The 17,326-nt window shown below is 62.4% G+C and carries 17 protein-coding genes; 8 read left to right on the forward strand and 9 right to left on the reverse strand.

What is annotated here, in order from left to right:
- Positions 1-14: 14 nt before the first annotated feature.
- From ABWI03_RS03085 to ABWI03_RS03110, 6 genes are all read left to right on the forward strand, one after another.
- Entirely contained in the window at positions 15-686 is a 672-nt protein-coding gene (locus tag ABWI03_RS03085) for a methylamine dehydrogenase light chain (protein WP_029256402.1), read from the forward strand.
- Positions 683-2,002, forward strand: coding sequence for a hypothetical protein (locus tag ABWI03_RS03090; RefSeq protein WP_042925925.1), 1,320 nt, complete (start codon positions 683-685; stop codon positions 2,000-2,002). Before ABWI03_RS03085 ends, ABWI03_RS03090 begins: the two co-directional genes overlap by 4 nt.
- Positions 1,999-3,588, forward strand: a complete 1,590-nt coding sequence (locus tag ABWI03_RS03095; RefSeq protein WP_095972030.1) for a multicopper oxidase family protein — start codon at positions 1,999-2,001, stop codon at positions 3,586-3,588. Before ABWI03_RS03090 ends, ABWI03_RS03095 begins: the two co-directional genes overlap by 4 nt.
- 27 nt (positions 3,589-3,615) lie before the next feature.
- On the forward strand, positions 3,616-3,963 hold the full coding sequence (locus ABWI03_RS03100; RefSeq protein ID WP_298776975.1) for a plastocyanin/azurin family copper-binding protein: 348 nt from the start codon (positions 3,616-3,618) through the stop codon (positions 3,961-3,963).
- Positions 3,963-4,286, forward strand: a complete 324-nt coding sequence (locus tag ABWI03_RS03105) for a cupredoxin domain-containing protein (RefSeq protein ID WP_166812072.1) — start codon at positions 3,963-3,965, stop codon at positions 4,284-4,286. Before ABWI03_RS03100 ends, ABWI03_RS03105 begins: the two co-directional genes overlap by 1 nt.
- Positions 4,287-4,360: 74 nt before the next feature.
- A complete protein-coding gene (locus ABWI03_RS03110; RefSeq protein WP_095972027.1) occupies positions 4,361-5,197 on the forward strand; it encodes a methylamine utilization protein in 837 nt (278 codons plus the stop codon).
- 95 nt (positions 5,198-5,292) lie between these two features.
- Here the strand turns inward: ABWI03_RS03110 and ABWI03_RS03115 are convergent, their stop codons facing one another.
- Genes ABWI03_RS03115 through ABWI03_RS03140 form a run of 6 tightly spaced genes read right to left on the reverse strand, consistent with a single transcriptional unit; the run spans position 5,293 to position 12,473 of the window.
- Complete coding sequence (locus tag ABWI03_RS03115) at positions 5,293-5,982, reverse strand: SanA/YdcF family protein (RefSeq protein ID WP_019745580.1); 690 nt, start codon at positions 5,980-5,982, stop codon at positions 5,293-5,295.
- 25 nt (positions 5,983-6,007) lie between these two features.
- Positions 6,008-7,741, reverse strand: a complete 1,734-nt coding sequence (locus tag ABWI03_RS03120; protein WP_298776974.1) for an ABC transporter ATP-binding protein — start codon at positions 7,739-7,741, stop codon at positions 6,008-6,010.
- On the reverse strand, positions 7,738-9,552 hold the full coding sequence (locus ABWI03_RS03125; protein ID WP_298776972.1) for an ABC transporter ATP-binding protein: 1,815 nt from the start codon (positions 9,550-9,552) through the stop codon (positions 7,738-7,740). Before ABWI03_RS03125 ends, ABWI03_RS03120 begins: the two co-directional genes overlap by 4 nt.
- A complete protein-coding gene (locus ABWI03_RS03130; protein WP_095972024.1) occupies positions 9,549-9,896 on the reverse strand; it encodes a cupredoxin domain-containing protein in 348 nt (115 codons plus the stop codon). The genes ABWI03_RS03125 and ABWI03_RS03130 overlap by 4 nt, the downstream gene beginning before the upstream one ends.
- Positions 9,897-9,906: 10 nt before the next feature.
- The gene (locus tag ABWI03_RS03135; RefSeq protein WP_298776970.1) at positions 9,907-11,454 is read right to left on the reverse strand and encodes a multicopper oxidase family protein; all 1,548 of its coding nucleotides are present in this window, start codon (positions 11,452-11,454) and stop codon (positions 9,907-9,909) included.
- The gene (locus ABWI03_RS03140; protein WP_298776968.1) at positions 11,451-12,473 is read right to left on the reverse strand and encodes an ABC transporter substrate-binding protein; all 1,023 of its coding nucleotides are present in this window, start codon (positions 12,471-12,473) and stop codon (positions 11,451-11,453) included. Before ABWI03_RS03140 ends, ABWI03_RS03135 begins: the two co-directional genes overlap by 4 nt.
- A 146-nt stretch (positions 12,474-12,619) precedes the next feature.
- On the opposite strand from ABWI03_RS03140, the gene ABWI03_RS03145 reads away from it, so the two are divergent.
- On the forward strand, positions 12,620-13,351 hold the full coding sequence (locus tag ABWI03_RS03145; RefSeq protein ID WP_298776966.1) for a TetR/AcrR family transcriptional regulator: 732 nt from the start codon (positions 12,620-12,622) through the stop codon (positions 13,349-13,351).
- Positions 13,352-13,416: 65 nt separating this feature from the next.
- On the opposite strand, the gene ABWI03_RS03150 is transcribed toward ABWI03_RS03145, so the two are convergent.
- The gene (locus tag ABWI03_RS03150; protein WP_235170437.1) at positions 13,417-14,580 is read right to left on the reverse strand and encodes an alpha/beta hydrolase family protein; all 1,164 of its coding nucleotides are present in this window, start codon (positions 14,578-14,580) and stop codon (positions 13,417-13,419) included.
- A gap of 175 nt (positions 14,581-14,755) precedes the next feature.
- Here ABWI03_RS03150 and ABWI03_RS03155 point away from each other — a divergent pair, with 175 nt between their 5' ends.
- Positions 14,756-15,196: a VOC family protein gene (locus ABWI03_RS03155; protein ID WP_095972019.1), complete on the forward strand. Its 441-nt coding sequence runs from the start codon at positions 14,756-14,758 to the stop codon at positions 15,194-15,196.
- Between the two features lie 21 nt (positions 15,197-15,217).
- Here ABWI03_RS03155 and ABWI03_RS03160 read toward each other — a convergent pair whose 3' ends face one another.
- Both ABWI03_RS03160 and ABWI03_RS03165 read right to left on the reverse strand, forming a co-directional pair.
- A complete protein-coding gene (locus ABWI03_RS03160) occupies positions 15,218-15,817 on the reverse strand; it encodes a TetR/AcrR family transcriptional regulator (RefSeq protein WP_124569079.1) in 600 nt (199 codons plus the stop codon).
- Positions 15,818-15,859: 42 nt separating this feature from the next.
- Positions 15,860-17,293, reverse strand: a complete 1,434-nt coding sequence (locus ABWI03_RS03165) for an FUSC family protein (protein WP_124569078.1) — start codon at positions 17,291-17,293, stop codon at positions 15,860-15,862.
- Between the last annotated feature and the right edge of the window lie 33 nt (positions 17,294-17,326).

Consider the following 17,326-nt stretch of genomic DNA (forward strand, 5'->3'; position numbering starts at 1 on the left):
TCCCGCAGCACAACATGACGGAGAACCGATATCCTGTCGACGAGGCGACAGTTCAGGCCCAGGCCGAATGGATGGCCGGCCAGGGCGGTTCGCTCACCAGTCGAACCGGACGCAAACTTTCCGAACGAGTTTCGCGGCGGTCCATGATCAGTCGGATCGGCAAGTGGACCATGGGTGTGTCAGGAGTGGCACTGATCAGCACACTTCCTGTGACGCGTAGTGCCTTCGCCCAAGAGCCCGAGGTTCCTGCACCGGCACCTGGCCCCGAACCCCTTGTCCCTGTCTACGACGGTAAAGATCCGGCCGAGTGCGAGTACTGGCGCTGGTGCAACATGGACGGAACGTCGTGTGCCGCATGCAACGGCGGCGGTGTCACCACCTGCGCCCCCGGCAGTAAACCCGGCGCAGAGTTCTGGGTCGGATGCTGCACCAACCCTGATACCGGTAAGACCTATCTGATCGCCTACTACGACTGCTGTGGTGCGCCTTCGTGTTCCAACGCATTCTGCGGCGAACCGGACATGCAGGCCGTGATGTACAACCCGGTCTCCGGAAGCTACGACCAGGAAATCATCTGGTGTGTCTCCGACGAGTCTCAGGCATACACCTGCACGATGGCGCCCATCATCGGTGAGGACTGCCAGACTCGACCGGCCGAGCGCCCCAAGGTCGGTGCCGGATCATGAGCAGTCCGCGAACCCGAAAACTGGCGCGCCCCGCCGTTGCCGTCATCCCACTCACCGTCGTACTCGCGCTGGCCGGTTGCAGTTCGTCCGACAACGACGAACCGTCCAGCGCAGGTGATGTCACCTATCCGACAGTTCCGTTCACTGCTCCGGGCGAGGGAATCTCCCTCGGACACGACGACCAGGAAATCGGCGATACCATTCCCGAGCCATTGCACGTCGGTTCGATCACCCCGATCGCAGCTGACCGCCTCCTCGGCGTCGAAGGTGGATTCGGCCAGCTCGAGCTCAGCGTCAACGTCATCGATCCGAAGACCGGTGTGGCCGAGAGCCGGATCACCGTCGGCCCGGGCATCTGGGATCCGGTCATTCACGGATTCGTCGGGGATTCCGCCGAAGATCCTGCGGTGCTCGCTGCGGAGGTGTGGCGCCCCCGAGGTTCCCGTGGCGCAGCCGATTTCACGGTCAGCACCTACTCCGGCAACCTGCTGGAACCAGCCGAGGTCATGCTTCCGGACGTCGCACGCGTACATTCCCGCCCCGGCTCCAATGCGGTGACCTCCGACGGCAAGTTCTTTGTCACTTGGGATGACGGTTTGTACGGCATCAGAGTGGTCGACCTCGAGAAGAAGGAAGCAACCGGCGCACTCCAGATAGTCGGCTGCGGTCCGTTCACGTGGATGGTCGATCACGAGCTGTACAGCGTCTGCGAGGACACCCGGGAACTGCTACACGTCACGATCGGTGACGACGGTGTTCCCAAGGAAACCGCCCGAAGCAAGGTCCTACCCGAAGATTTTGTCTCCACCCGAAAGGTCACGTGGGCATCGGAAGCACAAAAAGCCTTGCTGGTCAGTGAGAACGGCGATGTGTACGTCTTCGACTTCTCCAACGGCCTGCCTCAGGAAGGTGTCAAGCCGATCGGAAACGCCGGGCAGGACTCCGGTCGATTCTCGGAGAACGTCATCAACGCCGACGCAACCCGGCTCGCAATCGCGTACACGGACACGGCTATTCATCCGGACTCTGCTCGGGGAGGCTCACTGGTCAAGATCGACCTGTCCGACGCGACGACCTTCGCCCCCGTGAAGAGCTTGACGCTTGCAGACCTCGGCCTGACAGACATCAAGAGCATGACCTTCTCCGTCGACGGCGCCACGTTCTACGTGCTCGGTACGGGACCAGAAGTCGAAGGCTCCGCTCCGCAGAAGATCGTGGGTTACAACGCGAGCACCGGTGAGCAGGTCAGTTCCGTCGATGTCTCGGGCAACGTCGGGGATGTCAGCGGGTTGATCACACCAGAAGTACTCCGATGAGCCGTCCCGGATCCGGTGTGGTGATGGGCCGACGCCGCTTCCTGAGTTTGGGAGCACTCGGCGCCGGAGCACTCGGGCTCGGCGCCATGGGGACGATTGCCGGATGCAGTTCCACTGCAGCATCTCCGACGCCCACGACCGATCTCGACTACATCCTGCCCGCCGACCCCGAAGTTGCCGCCGCAGAATCGGCGCGAGCCTGGAACGGGACCACCGCTGCGTTTGCCCTTGCCGCCGGATTCTCGACGGTAGATCTTGGCGGACGCCTCGTGGACACGTGGACGTACGGAGGCGCTGCGGTGGCTCCGGAACTTCGATTGAAGTCCGGTGACCGGGTGAACGTCAGCGTCCAGAACGGCCTCGACGCCGAAACAACACTGCACTGGCACGGAATTCGAATCCGCAACGACATGGACGGCGCGGCACCCACCACGCAGGCTCCCATCGGCGCCGGTTCGAGTTTCGAGTACAACTTCATCGCCCCGGATCCGGGAACGTACTGGTACCACTCGCACAGCGGATTACAGGCCGATCGGGGGCTCTTCGGCGCCATGATCGTCGAGGATCCGAACGACACCACCGGGGCCGACGTCGATGCCGTCCTGGTGCTCGACGACTGGCTCGACGGATTGGGAACCAACCCGGATTCCGTCCTGATGGCCCTGAACCCGGCAATTTCGGGCGGGCACGGCGGACACGGCGGTGGGGCAACAACTCCGGCGGAACACTCGGAAGCCGACATGTCCGTCGCGCAGCAGTTGGTGAGCGGCGGACACGGTTCTTCCGAACCACTCGGCGGGATGACTCAACACATCGCGTATCCGCTGCACTTGATCAACGGGCGGCCACCCGATGATCCTGCTGTCGTCACTGCAGCGCCCGGTTCGACCCTGCGACTACGAATCATCAACGCAGCGGCCGAAACTCCGTACCGGTTCGCTGTGGCCGGTCACGAGATGACAATCGTCGCTACCGACGGCTACGACGTGGAGCCAACTCCTGCCGACACCATCATCGTCGGCATGGCCCAACGCTACGACGTATTGGTGACGGTGAAGTCGGGAACATGGCCGGTGGTAGCGAAGGTCGAGGGCCGAGATGGTTATGCGTCGACCGTCCTACGCAGCACCGACGCGTTGGCGCTGGCGAATCCGGATGTGGGCGGAAACCTCTCGGAACTGGCCGGGCGGCTGGTAACCGAAAGCGAACTCCGGCCAACGGAATCCGCACGGCTCGAGACGAAGACGCCTGATCGCGACTACCACATCGAGTTGATCCAGGCCGGCGATCGATACGTGTGGGGAATGGCGGGAGCCGATGCGGGCAAGCTCGTCATGAAACAGGGTGAACGGGTCCGCATCACGATGAAGAACACGTCCACGATGTGGCATCCCATGCATACCCACGGCCACACCTTTGCGGTACCGGATTACGGCGGGCTTCGCCGCGACACCGTGAACGTCCTACCCGGCACCGAGCTTGCCATCGAGTTCGACGCCGACAACCCCGGCGAGTGGATGTTCCACTGCCACAACGCCTACCACTTCGAAGCAGGCATGACGGCAAATCTGCGTTACGTCCGCTGACAAGTCGAAGAATGGAGAAAACCCCTCATGAAGAAACTCGTTCCCGCTTTCCTCGCAGCCTGCGCGGCATTGAGCCTCACCGCCTGCAGTAGTGACGCCGGTGCGTCGTCTGACGAACCTGCCGTCGTGATCGAGGTGAAGAACATGGCGTACACACCAACATCGGTCACCATCGAGAAGGGGCAGACCGTCGAATGGAAGTTCGACGACAGCGGACTCCCCCACGACGTGGTCGGCAACGGTGATCTCGACGGGAAACTGAAGAGCGAGTTGCTCACCGAGGGAACCTTCTCGTACACGTTCGACGACACCGGCACCTTCACCTACCACTGCACGCCCCACCCGATGATGGTGGGCACCGTGATCGTTCAATAGTGAGGAGGTGGATCGCCGGCTTCGTCCTCGCCGTCACAGCAACGTATGTTTCGTCTTGCGGCACAGAAGATCCCGTCCCCGACGTGGTGGTCGAGATCAGCAATGTTCAGTTCAGCCCGATGGACGTCACCGTGGAACACGGCGGCACCGTCGAGTGGCGCTTCGACGACGGTGGACTCCTGCATCACGTGGAATCACCCGGCCTGTTCGACAGCGGTATCACCGGAGACGGAACGTTCCGGCACACGTTCGAGAGCGTCGGCGTCTACGAGTATTCGTGCTCCGTACACCCGTACATGATCGGAGTCATCACAGTGCTGTGAACTCTGGCTCATCACTTTTCGCTGCGACTTCGACTCAATACTTTTCCTGAACCACAAACACTTCGGAGGATCTGATGACTACTGTTCTCTCACACGGCCCACTGCAGACCGATGTCCCTGACATCCGGCCGACCCTTCAAGGCTCCGTCGGCACCGCGACCCGTGTCAGCCTCGTCGCGGCGGGCGCTGCTGCGGGTGCCGGCCTCGCACTCGTGGCCACGCCGTCCGCGACAACAGCTTTGACCACAGCTGTTATCGGCGCCGGACTGGTTACGTCGCTGGCCGCGAACTGGTCGACCTGCGGAATGTCCGTCGCCGGAGTTGTTGCCGCGCCGAAGCAGGTAGATCGGAAGGGATCCTCGACTCCCGTCCGCCGACTCGGCTGGCACGCACTGGGTTCGGTCACGACGGGGGCCGTCACCGGGGCATTGATCGGCGCCCTCGGTGCGACGATGTCCGGCTACGTCCCGATCAGCTGGGCGCTGGGCGTCTGGGCCGTCGTCGCGGTGGCGTACGGGCTGCACGAGCTGGGTGCAGTGAAGATGCCGACTCCGATGCGGCGCCAACAGCTTCCTCGTCATCTGCGCCGCACCATGGCGCCCTGGAAGGTCTCGCTGATCTTCGGCGCGATCATCGGCCCGGGATTTCTGATCTTCATCCGCTCCAGTGCGTACTACCTCCTGGCGCTCGGCGTCATCGCCTCGGGTTCACCGGCTCTCGGCGCGGCGCTGTTCACGGTCGTATCCCTTGGCCGCTGCATGCCCAGCCTCGCGGCAATCGTGCACACCAAGCGTGGTGGCTCGATGCCGGGATTCCTCTCGATCATGTGCGTCGTGGACCGTCGCGTGCAGAGCGTCACCGGCGCGGCATTGATCGCACTGGGAGCATTCGCCGCCGCAGCACTGATCTGACTGTCGAGCTAGCACCCTTCATCTCGAGTGAACACACGCTCCGACTCTCGGGAGCGTGTGTTCACTCGACAGAAACCGTGCGCACTCACCCCTCGTCAGGGAATCGACAGCGCCACCTGGACCGAGTCCTCCGACGGCGACGTCACCTTTGCGTCCCGACTCCACAGCATGTCCAGCGCTGCCTTGGGCTTGGCAAGAACCCACTCCCGCGCGGCGTTCTTGATCAGCGTCGGAGTTGCGCACCCGCAATCGCTGTTCACCCCGTCTGCGTCGATGCCGACGTCTCGGCACAACGCCACAGCGCGTGGCACGTGATACCCCTGAGTGACGATCAACGCCTTGGTCACCCCATACGTATGTATGGCCCGGAAGCAGGTGTCATAGGTGTCGAGGCCGTACGGATCCCCGACGATGCGACGCTCATCTATTCCCTGCTCCACCAGGTAGTTCGTCATCGCCGCGATCTCGTCACCCGAGCCGCCGTTCGCGTCGCCGGAGACCAGGACCGCTTTAGCCTTTCCCGCTTCCACCAGTTCGACTGCTGCGTCCAGTCGCCCTTTCAGGAAAGCCATCGGCTTACCGTCCTTGATCTGCGCGCCCAGCACGATCACCACCGGAGCGTCGGGAGCATCGGCGGCGTCTGACGTATGTCCGGCCGACGCCACGGAAATCCACACGATCGAGCCCGCGTAGACAACTGCTCCGAGCACCGCAATGCCTGCGACCCATCGAGGCCATCGGCGCTTCCGCGGCGGTTTCACCGGATCTGCAGCGGCTTCGTCCATTCTTCGATCAAACCACACGGTTTGCTCATGGCTCTCGCGCTCGGTCGATCCTCCATCCCTCCGCGCCACTGCGCTCGGCCCACAGATCCGAGTACTTTCCGCCGTGCGCGATCAGGTCTTGGTGAGAACCCACCTCTTCAACTGTGCCGCCTTCGAGAAACACGATGTGATCTGCTCCCTGAATAGTCGACAGGCGGTGGGCGATGACCACCACCGTTCGACCACGGGCCAATCGGTGAATTGCCTCGGTGATCGCTACTTCGTTCTCGCCGTCGAGGGCGGAAGTCGCTTCGTCGAGTAGAACTATCGGAGTGTCCTTGAGGAAGGCGCGCGCAATCGACACCCGCTGACGTTCACCGCCGGACAGCAGCGATCCGCCTTCACCTACTCTCGTCTCTTCGCCGCTCGGCAGACGATCGATCACTTCGCCTAGTCTGGAATCGACCACCGCTCGGCGGACCTCCGACTCGGTGGCATCCGGTCTCGCCAACCGAACGTTCTCCACAATGGTTCCGTCGAACAGGTAAACCTGCTGCGAGACAGTCGATATCCGAGACATCAATGCTCTCGTTCCGATGTCGCGAACATCTACTCCCCCGATCGACACCGTTCCTTCGTCAACGTCCCAGAATCTGGAGATCAGCCGAACCAGCGTTGTCTTTCCGGAACCGGAAGGGCCGACCAACGCGGTGACCGAACTTTCCGGGAATTCGAGGCTCACGCTACGAATCACGCGATCCGGGCCGTAGCCGAAGGAGACCGAATCGAACCGAATACCGTACGACGTCGGCTCTTTCGGCACCTCAGGCTCCGCCAGCACCGGTACATCGATCATCTCTCGGACAGATCCGAGCGACACCCGGGCCAGTGAGATACCTTCACCGAATCCTGCGAGCATTTGCATCGGCTCCACGAACCTCACGGCCAACACGAGCACAACGATCACGCTTGCGGTGTCGATGGACCCGGTGGTGACCAGCAGTGCCGCCAGAGCCAGTACAGCAAGGAAGGCAACCTGAACGACGATCATGAAGCGCAGCAGATACTTGTCGACCGAGCCGATTTCCTGGAGGTGTGCGTCCCGGTTGGACACAAGAGCTTCGTCCAGCCGATTCCATCCTTCGTCACTCTTACCGGCTGAGCGCAGAACCTGTTGCGCCTGTGCATATTCGACGACGCGCGATGCCAATTCGGATTCACTCTTTCCAATCGCCTCGTATTCGGGCACAACCGCCCGCTGCACGTTGCGGTAAGCGCGAATCCCCAGTGGAACGAAGACGACCATCGCGAAGGACAATCTCCAGTCGACGAACAGGACAGCGATCGCCACGGTCGCGGGAGTGACGGTCACGGTGACGAGTTGCGCGACGATCATTCCCGGGATGCTCATCAAGATCGCTGTGCCCTCGGTGACCAGACGAGTGAACGCTCCACGGTTTGCCTTACTGAACCACCCGAGCGGAATCTGCACCAGATGCTCGCCCAGTCGGTGCATGATTCCACCGGCAAAACGCTCGATTCCGATGCGGTACGCACGATTCTCAGCTATCCACCGTACGGCGCCGCAGGCCGCCGCCACGAGAGCAGCCGAGACAACCCATGGAATTGCAGCGCCGTAGTCGCCGCGGACAACCGCTTTCAGTATCGGGATCGTCAAGGCGAAAACGACACCCTCGAGTATCCCGGCGAGCGTGAAACCTACTATCTGGCCTCGCATCCCGTTGTCTCGTCCGAGGATCTCGTCCAGGTCCCGAATCATTGAAGTACCTTCCGCGGAGTCATGTCCTCGCCGAGGGGATTCTGGAGCGCCCACATCCGCGCGTAGGTTCCCCCGAACTCCGACAGCTGTTCGTGTGTACCCTTCTCCACAATTCTTCCGTCGTCGAGTACGAGTATCTGGTCCGCGTAGCGGATGGTGTGCAGTCGATGAGCGATCACCATCATGGTGCCGCCGTCTGCACTGATCTCGCCCAGCGCCCGTTGAACGGCCGCTTCGCTGTGCGGATCGGCCTGCGAGGTCGCCTCGTCCAGGATGACGATCGGCGGATTCTGAAGGATCGCGCGAGCGATGGTCAGGCGTTGCTTCTCCCCACCCGACAACTCACCACCCGAACTACCACCGATCTCGGTGTCGTACCCGTCGGGCAGTCGCATGATCACGTCGTGAATCTGCGCCCGCTTCGCTGCTGTCTCCACCTCCAGATCGGTTGCATCCGGCCGACCGAGCCGGATGTTCTCGCGCACGGTATCCCGTAGGAGGACAACATCCTGGAAGACGATCGCCATCGATTTCAAGACTTCACGACTGGACTGATCTCGTACATCGCTTCCACCGAGGCGAACAGACCCGTCCGTCACGTCCCAGAACCGCGGAAGTAGACGTGCCAACGTGGTCTTTCCGGAGCCGGACGGTCCGACGATCGCGGTAACGGTGCCCGGTTGCATCTCGAAGGAAATATTCTCGAGGACGCGCTGCCCGGCGGTGTATTCGAATCCTACGCAATCAAACTCGACCAAGGTGCCCCGAACCGAGACCGGATCCTGGGGTTCGGCCAACGCGGGTTCGCCGAGAATGCCCTCGACGTGAGTGGCTCCCAGTTGGCCTTCGCGGTAGAGGTTGGCCATCGTTCCCAGATGGAGAACCGACGACGGCACACCTATCCCGACGACCAGAAAAGCAACAAGAGCTACCGGGGTGATCCAGCCCCCGGAGAGCAACGCAATCCCCGTCGCCGTGATGACCACGATGAGCACCGCCGGTGAGAGGAGGATCGACATCGCGACCACCGGCCTTCCCATCCCCGACATCCATCGCACGCACACCGCGACCATCGAATCCACAGCACTCGAGTAACGCGCGAACGCGCGACTCCCACTCCCGTACGTCTTGACAACCTCGATGCCGTCACCCAGTTCGACTGTTGCAGAGGTCAATGTCGCCATGGCGCGGTTCCACGAGTCGACGTTCGTTCGATACGCATTGCGCATCGATGGTGCGGCAAGGGCGAGACACACTCCGATGTAGCCGACCAGGACAAGACTGAACTTCCAGTCGATCGCCACCAGATAGACCAGAGCCACTACCGGCGACAGGATGGCAGGCACCACGTCGGCAGGAAGATGAGCGACGAGGAGATGCATCCGTTTGACGTCGTCGGTCATCGCTTGTTTCACTTCACCGGTTCCGCCGTTTGCGAACCACCCCAGAGGAACTCGGGACAGGTGCCGAGCGATACGCGAGCGGATCGAGTACTTGAAGTGTGCGTCGGCGGTGTGACACACCGTCAGGGCCGCGTTGTAGACCACGAAACCGAGAACTGTGCCCGCTGCGCCGATCGCGGCCCACCACCAGATCACGTTCAACGACGTGCCGGTCAAGAGCACTCGTGCGATCTCGACCACCGCAACGTAGGGCAGAAAGCGCAGCGGCACCGACAGCGCAGACAGACCCGCCCCCAGGAGGAGTCGATCTCTCACCGGCGCGATCATCCTGCCCAAAGCGTCGCGGTCGACGAGTCCGCGCGAATCATCCGAGGCTGCAGCCTCGTTCACTTTCATGTCGTCACTCACTCTTCGACGATGATCGTGCCGGTCATGTTCGGATGTGGTGTGCATGTGTACGTGAAGGTTCCGGCTTTGTCGAAGGTCTGGCTGTAGGTTCCACTTCCTTGCAGGTCACTCTTGGTCCCGAGTTCCGCGAACACGACATCGTGTGGCATACCTTGATCCTCGAAAATCCACGTGACGGTCTGTCCCGTGTGCACGGTGACGGAGTTCGGCGTGTACGCAAGGTTCTTCACCGAGATCTCGACCGGCGTCTGCTCGGTGGATCCCGTCGAATCGCTACCGCACGACGTCAGGGTAAACACGGCTGCAACAGCGATCAAAGTGGTCAACCCGGTGCGAACTGACATTCTGCTCTCCTCATCGAACGTAGTGGAGGTCGGCAGTCATCCCGGCCTCGAAGTGGTACGCGTTGTGACAATGGAACATCCACCGTCCTGGATTGTCGGCGTCGAAGTCGATCGCCAATTGTGTACGCGGAAGCGAGATCACGGTGTCTCGGCGAAGCCCGCCGTACGAGGGAACCGAGAAGGTGTGCCCATGGGTGTGCATCGGGTGCCACATGTCGGTGTTGTTGTTCATAACGATTCGTATTCGCTCGCCCTGCTTCATGATCAACCGACCTGCGTCGGCGCCCGCCATTCCCCAGACGTATCGATCGCCGGCTTGAATGAGATCCACCGAATACTCACGATCCGGCACCTGATGCTCCAGCGCGCCGAACGGGCGAAGCACCGATTCCAGAAGGAGTCGGCCGCTGGAAACTGACAGCACTGCAGGAGAAGTCAGGTCGACGCTCGCGACCGAATCCGGTGTCCGAAGCAGGCACGCAGCGCCACCTGTCTTGCCTTCCACCTTCGCGGCTATGGGCCACGAACCAGACTGCACCGTCACCAGCACGTCGTATCGCTGCGCGGGCGCGATCAGAATCTCGTCTCCGACCGCGTAGGAGACGTCCTGCCCGTCAGCACTGACAACGGTCAACTCGTGCCCGGCTACGGAGAATCGGTACGGAGTCTCGGCCCCGGCATTGATCACCCGCAGGCGGAGTCGCGTCCCGGCCGGCGCACTGACGACGAACGGATCTTCTGCCGGCCGTCCGTTGATCAGGTGCAATGGATAGGTGATGTGCGTTGCCATGCCGCCGAGCGCTGTCGAACTCCCGTGGCCGTCCTCGAGAAGTTTTGCAGCAGAATCGATCTCTGCTTCGTCGATTTCCGGCGGCGGCCCTTCGTGTCCGTGGTGTCCTCCCTGAACTTCCGGAGACAGTGCACGTAGAACTGCATCCGGGGTTGTTCCCAGCCCGTCCAGCCAGTCGTCGATCACGATGACGACATCTTCGTCGGCTCCGGTCCGGTCGTTCGGGTCCTCGACCACGAGTGCACCGAAGAGCCCTCGATCAGCCTGCAACCCCGAATGAGAGTGATACCAGTAGGTTCCGTGGTCGGGAGCCACGAAGTCGTAGGTGAACTCGGCACCTGGTTGTATTCGTTCCTGGGTGATCGGCGGGACACCGTCCATGTCGTTGCGGATCGCAATGCCGTGCCAGTGCACTGACGTCTCCGACGAAAGGTCGTTCTGCAACCGCAGGTTCAGCCGGTCTCCCTTGGAGATTCGGATCTCCGGGCCAACTGCTTCTGCTCCGTACGACCACGTGTCGACGTGTCTGCCGCCCAGATTCACCCGAGCCGGTGCGGCTGTCAGATTCCGCTCAACTGTACGTCCGCTACGAAACCGCGATCGCTCGGCAGCACGAACTTCATCGTCGAACGGCGAAATTTCGGAACTGACTTCATTCGCCGCACCACGGCTGCACGCACTCAGCGCCACAGAGCCCAGTGCCGCAGACCCGAACGTCACAGTTCCCCATCTCAGCGCCAGGCGCCGACTCAACGCACTTGAACTCATGCCGTCAGCGCCGTGAATTCCTGATAGCGGTTCGCAGCAACAGATTCGGTACCGGTGCCGGCCAGATTGCCGCCAGCCATGGCGTCCATGTCCTCGATCATCCAGAAGGTGGCAAAGGGGTGAGTAGCGAGCCACATGTCCCCGTTGACCTTGGCCACCCGGTTCTCCTGCGCCGCCGAAAGACTCGAGAACCCGGGGACGCTGGCAACCTTGCCGAATTCGTATACGCCCTCGTCGAAGACGGCAACGATCCGAGCGTCCTGCGCCGGAATCGCCTCATCGGACAGGGGTGCATACGGTAGGCCTCCCGCGGCATTCGCTCGCTGCGATTCGGGACGCCCGAATCCGCTCTCCGCCAACAGCAACGAGGGCGGTGCTTGCTCGGTGGTGGTGGCAAGAATGCCAGAGCTGCTCATCAGCACCGACACGGTGTTCGCTTCGCCACGGGAGCGAGCAGAGACGTCAGCGATCTTGCCCTCCAAAGCGCCTGTCAACTTGTCGGCAACCGACTGACGATCGAAGGCCCGACCGAAGAAGGCAAGATTCTCACGCCACGGAGTGGTCACGGCAGGGACCGGCACTGTGGGAACCGTCGACTCGATGGAGTCGTAGTAGCTCCGATCGCCCATCGACGTGAAGATGACCAGTCCCGGATCCTGGGCGAGGACCTGCTCGATCGGCGGCGCACCGAGCGGCGGCACCGTGACCACCTCGGTACCTGCCGAGGCCAGGATGTCCTGGCCGATCTCCGATCCCCACGACGTGAAGACCACGTCAGGCGTGATGCCGACGGCAAGGAGACCGAGTGCGGCGTATTCGTCCAGGGAAACGATTCGCCCGAGGTCGTCCGGAACCGACGTCTCACCGAATTCGTGGGTCACGGCATGCGTTCCCTCGGCAAGTTCCGTCGTCTGTCCCGCCTCACTCGAGCTACAGGCGGCCGCAGCCAGGGCAACGACACTGACCAGCAGCGAAGCACCCAGCTTCGATAGATAACCGGGTCGCGTTTTCAACTTCATGGTGTCCTTCAGCTTCGAAAAATCGGGGGTTCGCTACAAATCGGAGCACTGCTCGGATTTGGCAAGTAAACCTCACCTAAGTTCATCCGTCAATCGGTTGCGCCCAGTGCATGCCCCGATCCGACGCCGCTAAGCTCGGTCGGACCATGACTGCGCCATCACCTGACAAGAAGCCCACCGCGACATCACAGCGCCGCCGGAGCTACAACACCGGCATCACTGCGGACGCCGTGCTGACCGTGGCACTCGGGCTCAGTCGCGAGCACGGAGTCGAGGGGTGGTCGCTGCGGCAGTTGCTCGGCGAACTCGATACGTCGTTCTCCGTCGTCTATCGACTCGTCGGAGATCGCGATGCGCTCTCGGCGGCGGTGGTCGACAGGGCGATTTCGGCCGTGAGCGTGCCGTCCGCAGAGAGAGATTGGCGCCAATGGCTGACACATCTGCTCGTGCAAATGCGAGAAGCGCTGGTCGAGTGTCCGGGTGCAGCGCAGTGGCTGTTGATGAACGGCGTTGCCACCGAGCGCAGCCGGGAACTCATGGAGGCCGGATTGGCATCGCTGACCGACGCCGGGTTCGGAGCGGAAGCCGCCCAGGCTTACACCGTCGCCTTCACCTCGACAACCACACTGATAGCCATGCACGACGCCCGGCGCATTCCCAGCGGGGAGCCTTCACCCGATCACGGCGCAATGCTGGATCAGCTGAGCAAGGACGGGCCCACCGATCCGCGTTCATCGATGGAGGCACTCATCGGGAAATTCGCCGGCCCACCGGATACTGCGGAAGCGACACGGGCAGAACACTATCGCTACACACTCGACCGTGTCCTCGACGGCCTCGAGGCGCGGCTGGACGCAATCAAAGAGTCGCGGAAATGACCCGAGGGGCCGCTGTCGCACGTGTGCGACAGCGGCCCCTCGAATGATCTGGATTCTGGGTACGACTAACGGAACAGGTTCGCGACGAACGGAATCGTGTCAGCCTGCGATTCGACCAAGGCGCCGCTGTGATCGGTGTTGTAGGTCTTGAACGTGACCGGCTCACCATTGGCGACCAAGGCTGCAACCAGCGAAAGCGCCGACGGCGCAGGGACATCCACGTCGAGCAGTCCCTGCCCGATGAAGATGGGGCGATCGTATCCGCTCGTCGGCACACCCATGTAATCGTTCAACAGACCCTGGAAGTTCGGGATCTGACTGAGCGGGCGGGAGAAGATGTCACCGAGGACCAGATCCTTGGATGCCTCGTCCAGGTCTGCGGCGCAGAGCTTTTCGGCCGAGTCGACCTTTTCCCGTCCCAGTTCGTTGAGATACGAGTTCAGGTCGATCTCGGGGTGCGCTTCCCGCAGGCCCGCGAGGATGTAGAGCGCGTACGAGGTCAATCCGCCACCGAGTGCGATGGGCGGGAAGCCCGGACCTGCAGGCAGGAGGGTCAACTCGATGTTGGCCGGCACTCCGGTGCCCACGCCGCCGCGGTAGTCGAGCGAATCCCCTCCGTACTCGGTGGCATAGCGGGCCGTCGTGATGGCCGCACCGCCGCCCTGCGACTGCCCGACCACCGCCCAACGATTCGAGATGGAGGAGTCGATAACCCGGGCTGCCTTGACCGAGTCGACTACGCTGTGCGCCTCCACCTTTCCGTCGAGGTACGGCATCAGCCCTGGTGTTCCCAGTCCGACGTAGTCGGTGGCGACAACGGCGTAGCCCTCCGAGAGCCAGCGTCCCAGGTACGGGTAGTCACGTTCGGGCAGGCCGGGACCCACCAGCGAAGGGGCACAGGAATCGTCGAGTCCGGTGGTGCCGTGCGCCCACGCGATGACCGGCCAACCGCCTTCCGGAGCGGGACCGGCCGGGACGTAGTACGCGCCACTGCTGAGCGCAGGTCCGCCATTGGAACCGATGGTCCAGTACGTGAACCGCTTGGCGTCGGCGGTACCCGGAATCCACAGATCTTTCGGCAGCGGCTCACTGGACACCACAGTGCCCGTGGCCTGCGACGCACTCGGCGCCTGCGCGGACGCGACGGGCGCGGCCACTGCGGAGCCGATGGTTGCAGCGCAGAGCGCAGCGATGGATATGCGGGCAAACGATTTCGACTGGAATTTCACGTCTGACGACTCCGGTTCTTGCGGTGGGCGACCTCGTTGGACGTTATCGTAGATTTTGTTTAACCGATCGGTCAAGCAAAATTTTGCGGCTCGACGACACGAACATGTCGAGATCCCGGCCCCGACTCCGACCTAGCATCGAACCGGCACGAAACAACCGCAGGAGGATGGATCCATGGCACACGTACAGCGTTTCGACCACATCGGCATCACCGTCGCGAACCTCGAATCGGCAACGGCGTTCTTCGTCGGACTGGGGCTCGAACTGGAGGGCACCGGATCCGTGGAGGGTGAGTTCGTGGAAACCGTCTGCGGTATCCCTGGGGCCAAGTGTGAAATCGCGATGCTGCGCCCTCCTGGCGAAGGGTCACGGCTGGAGCTCTCGTCCTTCGTCACGCCCGACCACGTGCCCGGATCACCTGCTCCGATGGCCAACGAGATCGGGCTGCGCAATGTTTCCTTCGAGGTGGGCGACCTGCAGGCGGCGGTCGACGCGGTGGCTGCGGACGGTTACGGGCTCATCGGCGGGATCGGCGAGTACGAGAACAGTGTGCGCATGGCCTACGTCCGAGGACCGGAAGGGATCATCGTGTCTCTGTTCGAGCAGATCGGCTGAGGCGTCACGACTACCGGACCGTCAAATCGCCTTCCAGGAGCTGACCAGAGCGCCCATCGCAGCCGCGAATTCGGCAAATGCCGCGTCAATTCTGACGCGGTCACCGGTGGTCACGAGATCGAGCGTCAACCCCCGAATCTGCGCCAACACGATCGTCGCGTAACGATCAGCGCGATCGGGCGGACATCCATGTGCGAGCGCAGCTTCCGTCAAACCACCCAACCAGTCCCCCACCACATGATCGAGAAACTCGCGATACCGCTCCGGATGCAGCAACGCCTGTCCGTAGATCTCGAACATCAACCGAAAGTTCGGCAACGATTCCGCTGACGTACGCCGATTCCAGTAACTCGTCATCATCTCGACGATGTCGGTCCCGGAAGAGATGTCGAGAGAAGAGCTGTCTCGCAGGGTGGCGACTACTTCAGTGAGCAGTTGTTCCTTCGAACCGAAATGATGGATGAGTGTCGCATGGCTGATCCCCAGGTCCTTGGCCAACGGCCGCATGGACAGTTCACCGACGCCGTTCGCCGTGACGTACGCGGTTACCTGCTCGAGCAATTCGGCACGGCGATGCTGGTAACGCAGTTTCCGGCCGTCGATCGGCGTGCTGTCCTCCACCTGCAGGAGCCTACGGAGGATGGGAAACACAGCAGCACTGGGTCACACGGTGACGTGGTGGCGATCCGATCGACTGATCGTGACAGCGGCGACGACAACACCGATCACCACGCCGATCAACGTGTCCGCGACGCGAGCCACTGCCGCTTCGGTCCCGATCGGAGCGCTGAAACCGATGAGGAGGAGTGCCATCGGGGTGACGGCCAGCGACGTCAGCGCATAGTTCTTGATCACGAGCAGCTCCGCAGCAGTCTGCAGAATCACGACCACGGCAACGGCTTGCCAGTAACCGAGCGTCAGCGCAATGAGCCCGGCAGCGACGACGGCGCCACCGACATTTCCCACCAACCGCTGAATCCCGCGCTGGACGGTCTGCTTGTAGTTCAGTCCCTGCATCGCGGCGATGGCACCCATCGACGCCCACAGCGGATGCTCCAGCCCGGCTCCCGCTGCGAGCCAACCAGCCAGGGCCGACGCTGCCACGATGCGGAGAGCATTCATTCGGACCGGGCGCGAATAGAGCCGATTCAGTCCCTCGAGGAAATAGCCTTCGGGCGCGGCCAGGGTTCGTGCCGGCGCAAGGTCGTGTTCGATCATGCTGGAGCGCTTGAGCTTCCGCAGCTCCTTCTCGTGCCGAGCGATGCTGCGAATCAGGGTGGCGTCGCCGTGCAACTGCCACTGCTGTACTGCCGCTTCTGCCTCGTCGAGCACCGCGACCAATTCGCGGCCGTGATCGACGGTCGACTTGATCCGGCCACTCGACGCTATGACCAAGCGGGCGTTGGCAATCGATCCGAGCGCCGGTTCCACTCCGCCGGTGCCGGACTGTTCGAGACGCCCCACCGCAGAGACTGCACGAGCCACGGCCAGGCGCGCAGGGCCCATCGGCAAGACGAGCGCTGGGAGCATCGCGGCCACCCAACCGACCAGAACTCCGAGCGCACCGGCAGTCACCAGTCTCGCCAGATCATCGACACTGGAGGCATATCCGGCTGCACCGGTCGCCGCGAAGACGAGGATGACCGGCCCTGGTCCGGTGATCCGGAAGCCCGACATGAAGCAGTACGACGCACCGGCCAGCAGCGAGAGGATGCCGATCTGCAACCAGGTCGGAACGCCCACAACACCCATGGCGCCGCCGAAAGCGATGGAAACCACCAATGCGGCACCGACCATCGCCAGCTTGCCGGCCAACCGGGGATACGGCTCGTACCTACCGAAGGCGGCACACAGCGCACCCAAGGCCGCGAAGCCGGCCAACTCCCGATGCCCGAGCAGTCCGCCGACCACGAGCACTACGGCGGTGGCGAGTCCGACCCTGATCGCGGGCGCGATGGTCGCGTCCGCGGACCCGATGCGAAAAGCCGCTCGCCACGTCGCCCCGGAGACGGTGTGTGCAATGGCCTCACTCGAATGAGTGAGACGGCTGGGCATCCTGGCTGCGGTTTCGGTTCGGGTCACCGAACCAGCATACATTTATTTCACTAGTAAATTACTTGTGAAGTAATG

Origin of the sequence: Rhodococcus baikonurensis, assembly GCF_040489275.1 — a bacterium.
Lineage (GTDB): Bacteria > Actinomycetota > Actinomycetes > Mycobacteriales > Mycobacteriaceae > Rhodococcus_F > Rhodococcus_F baikonurensis.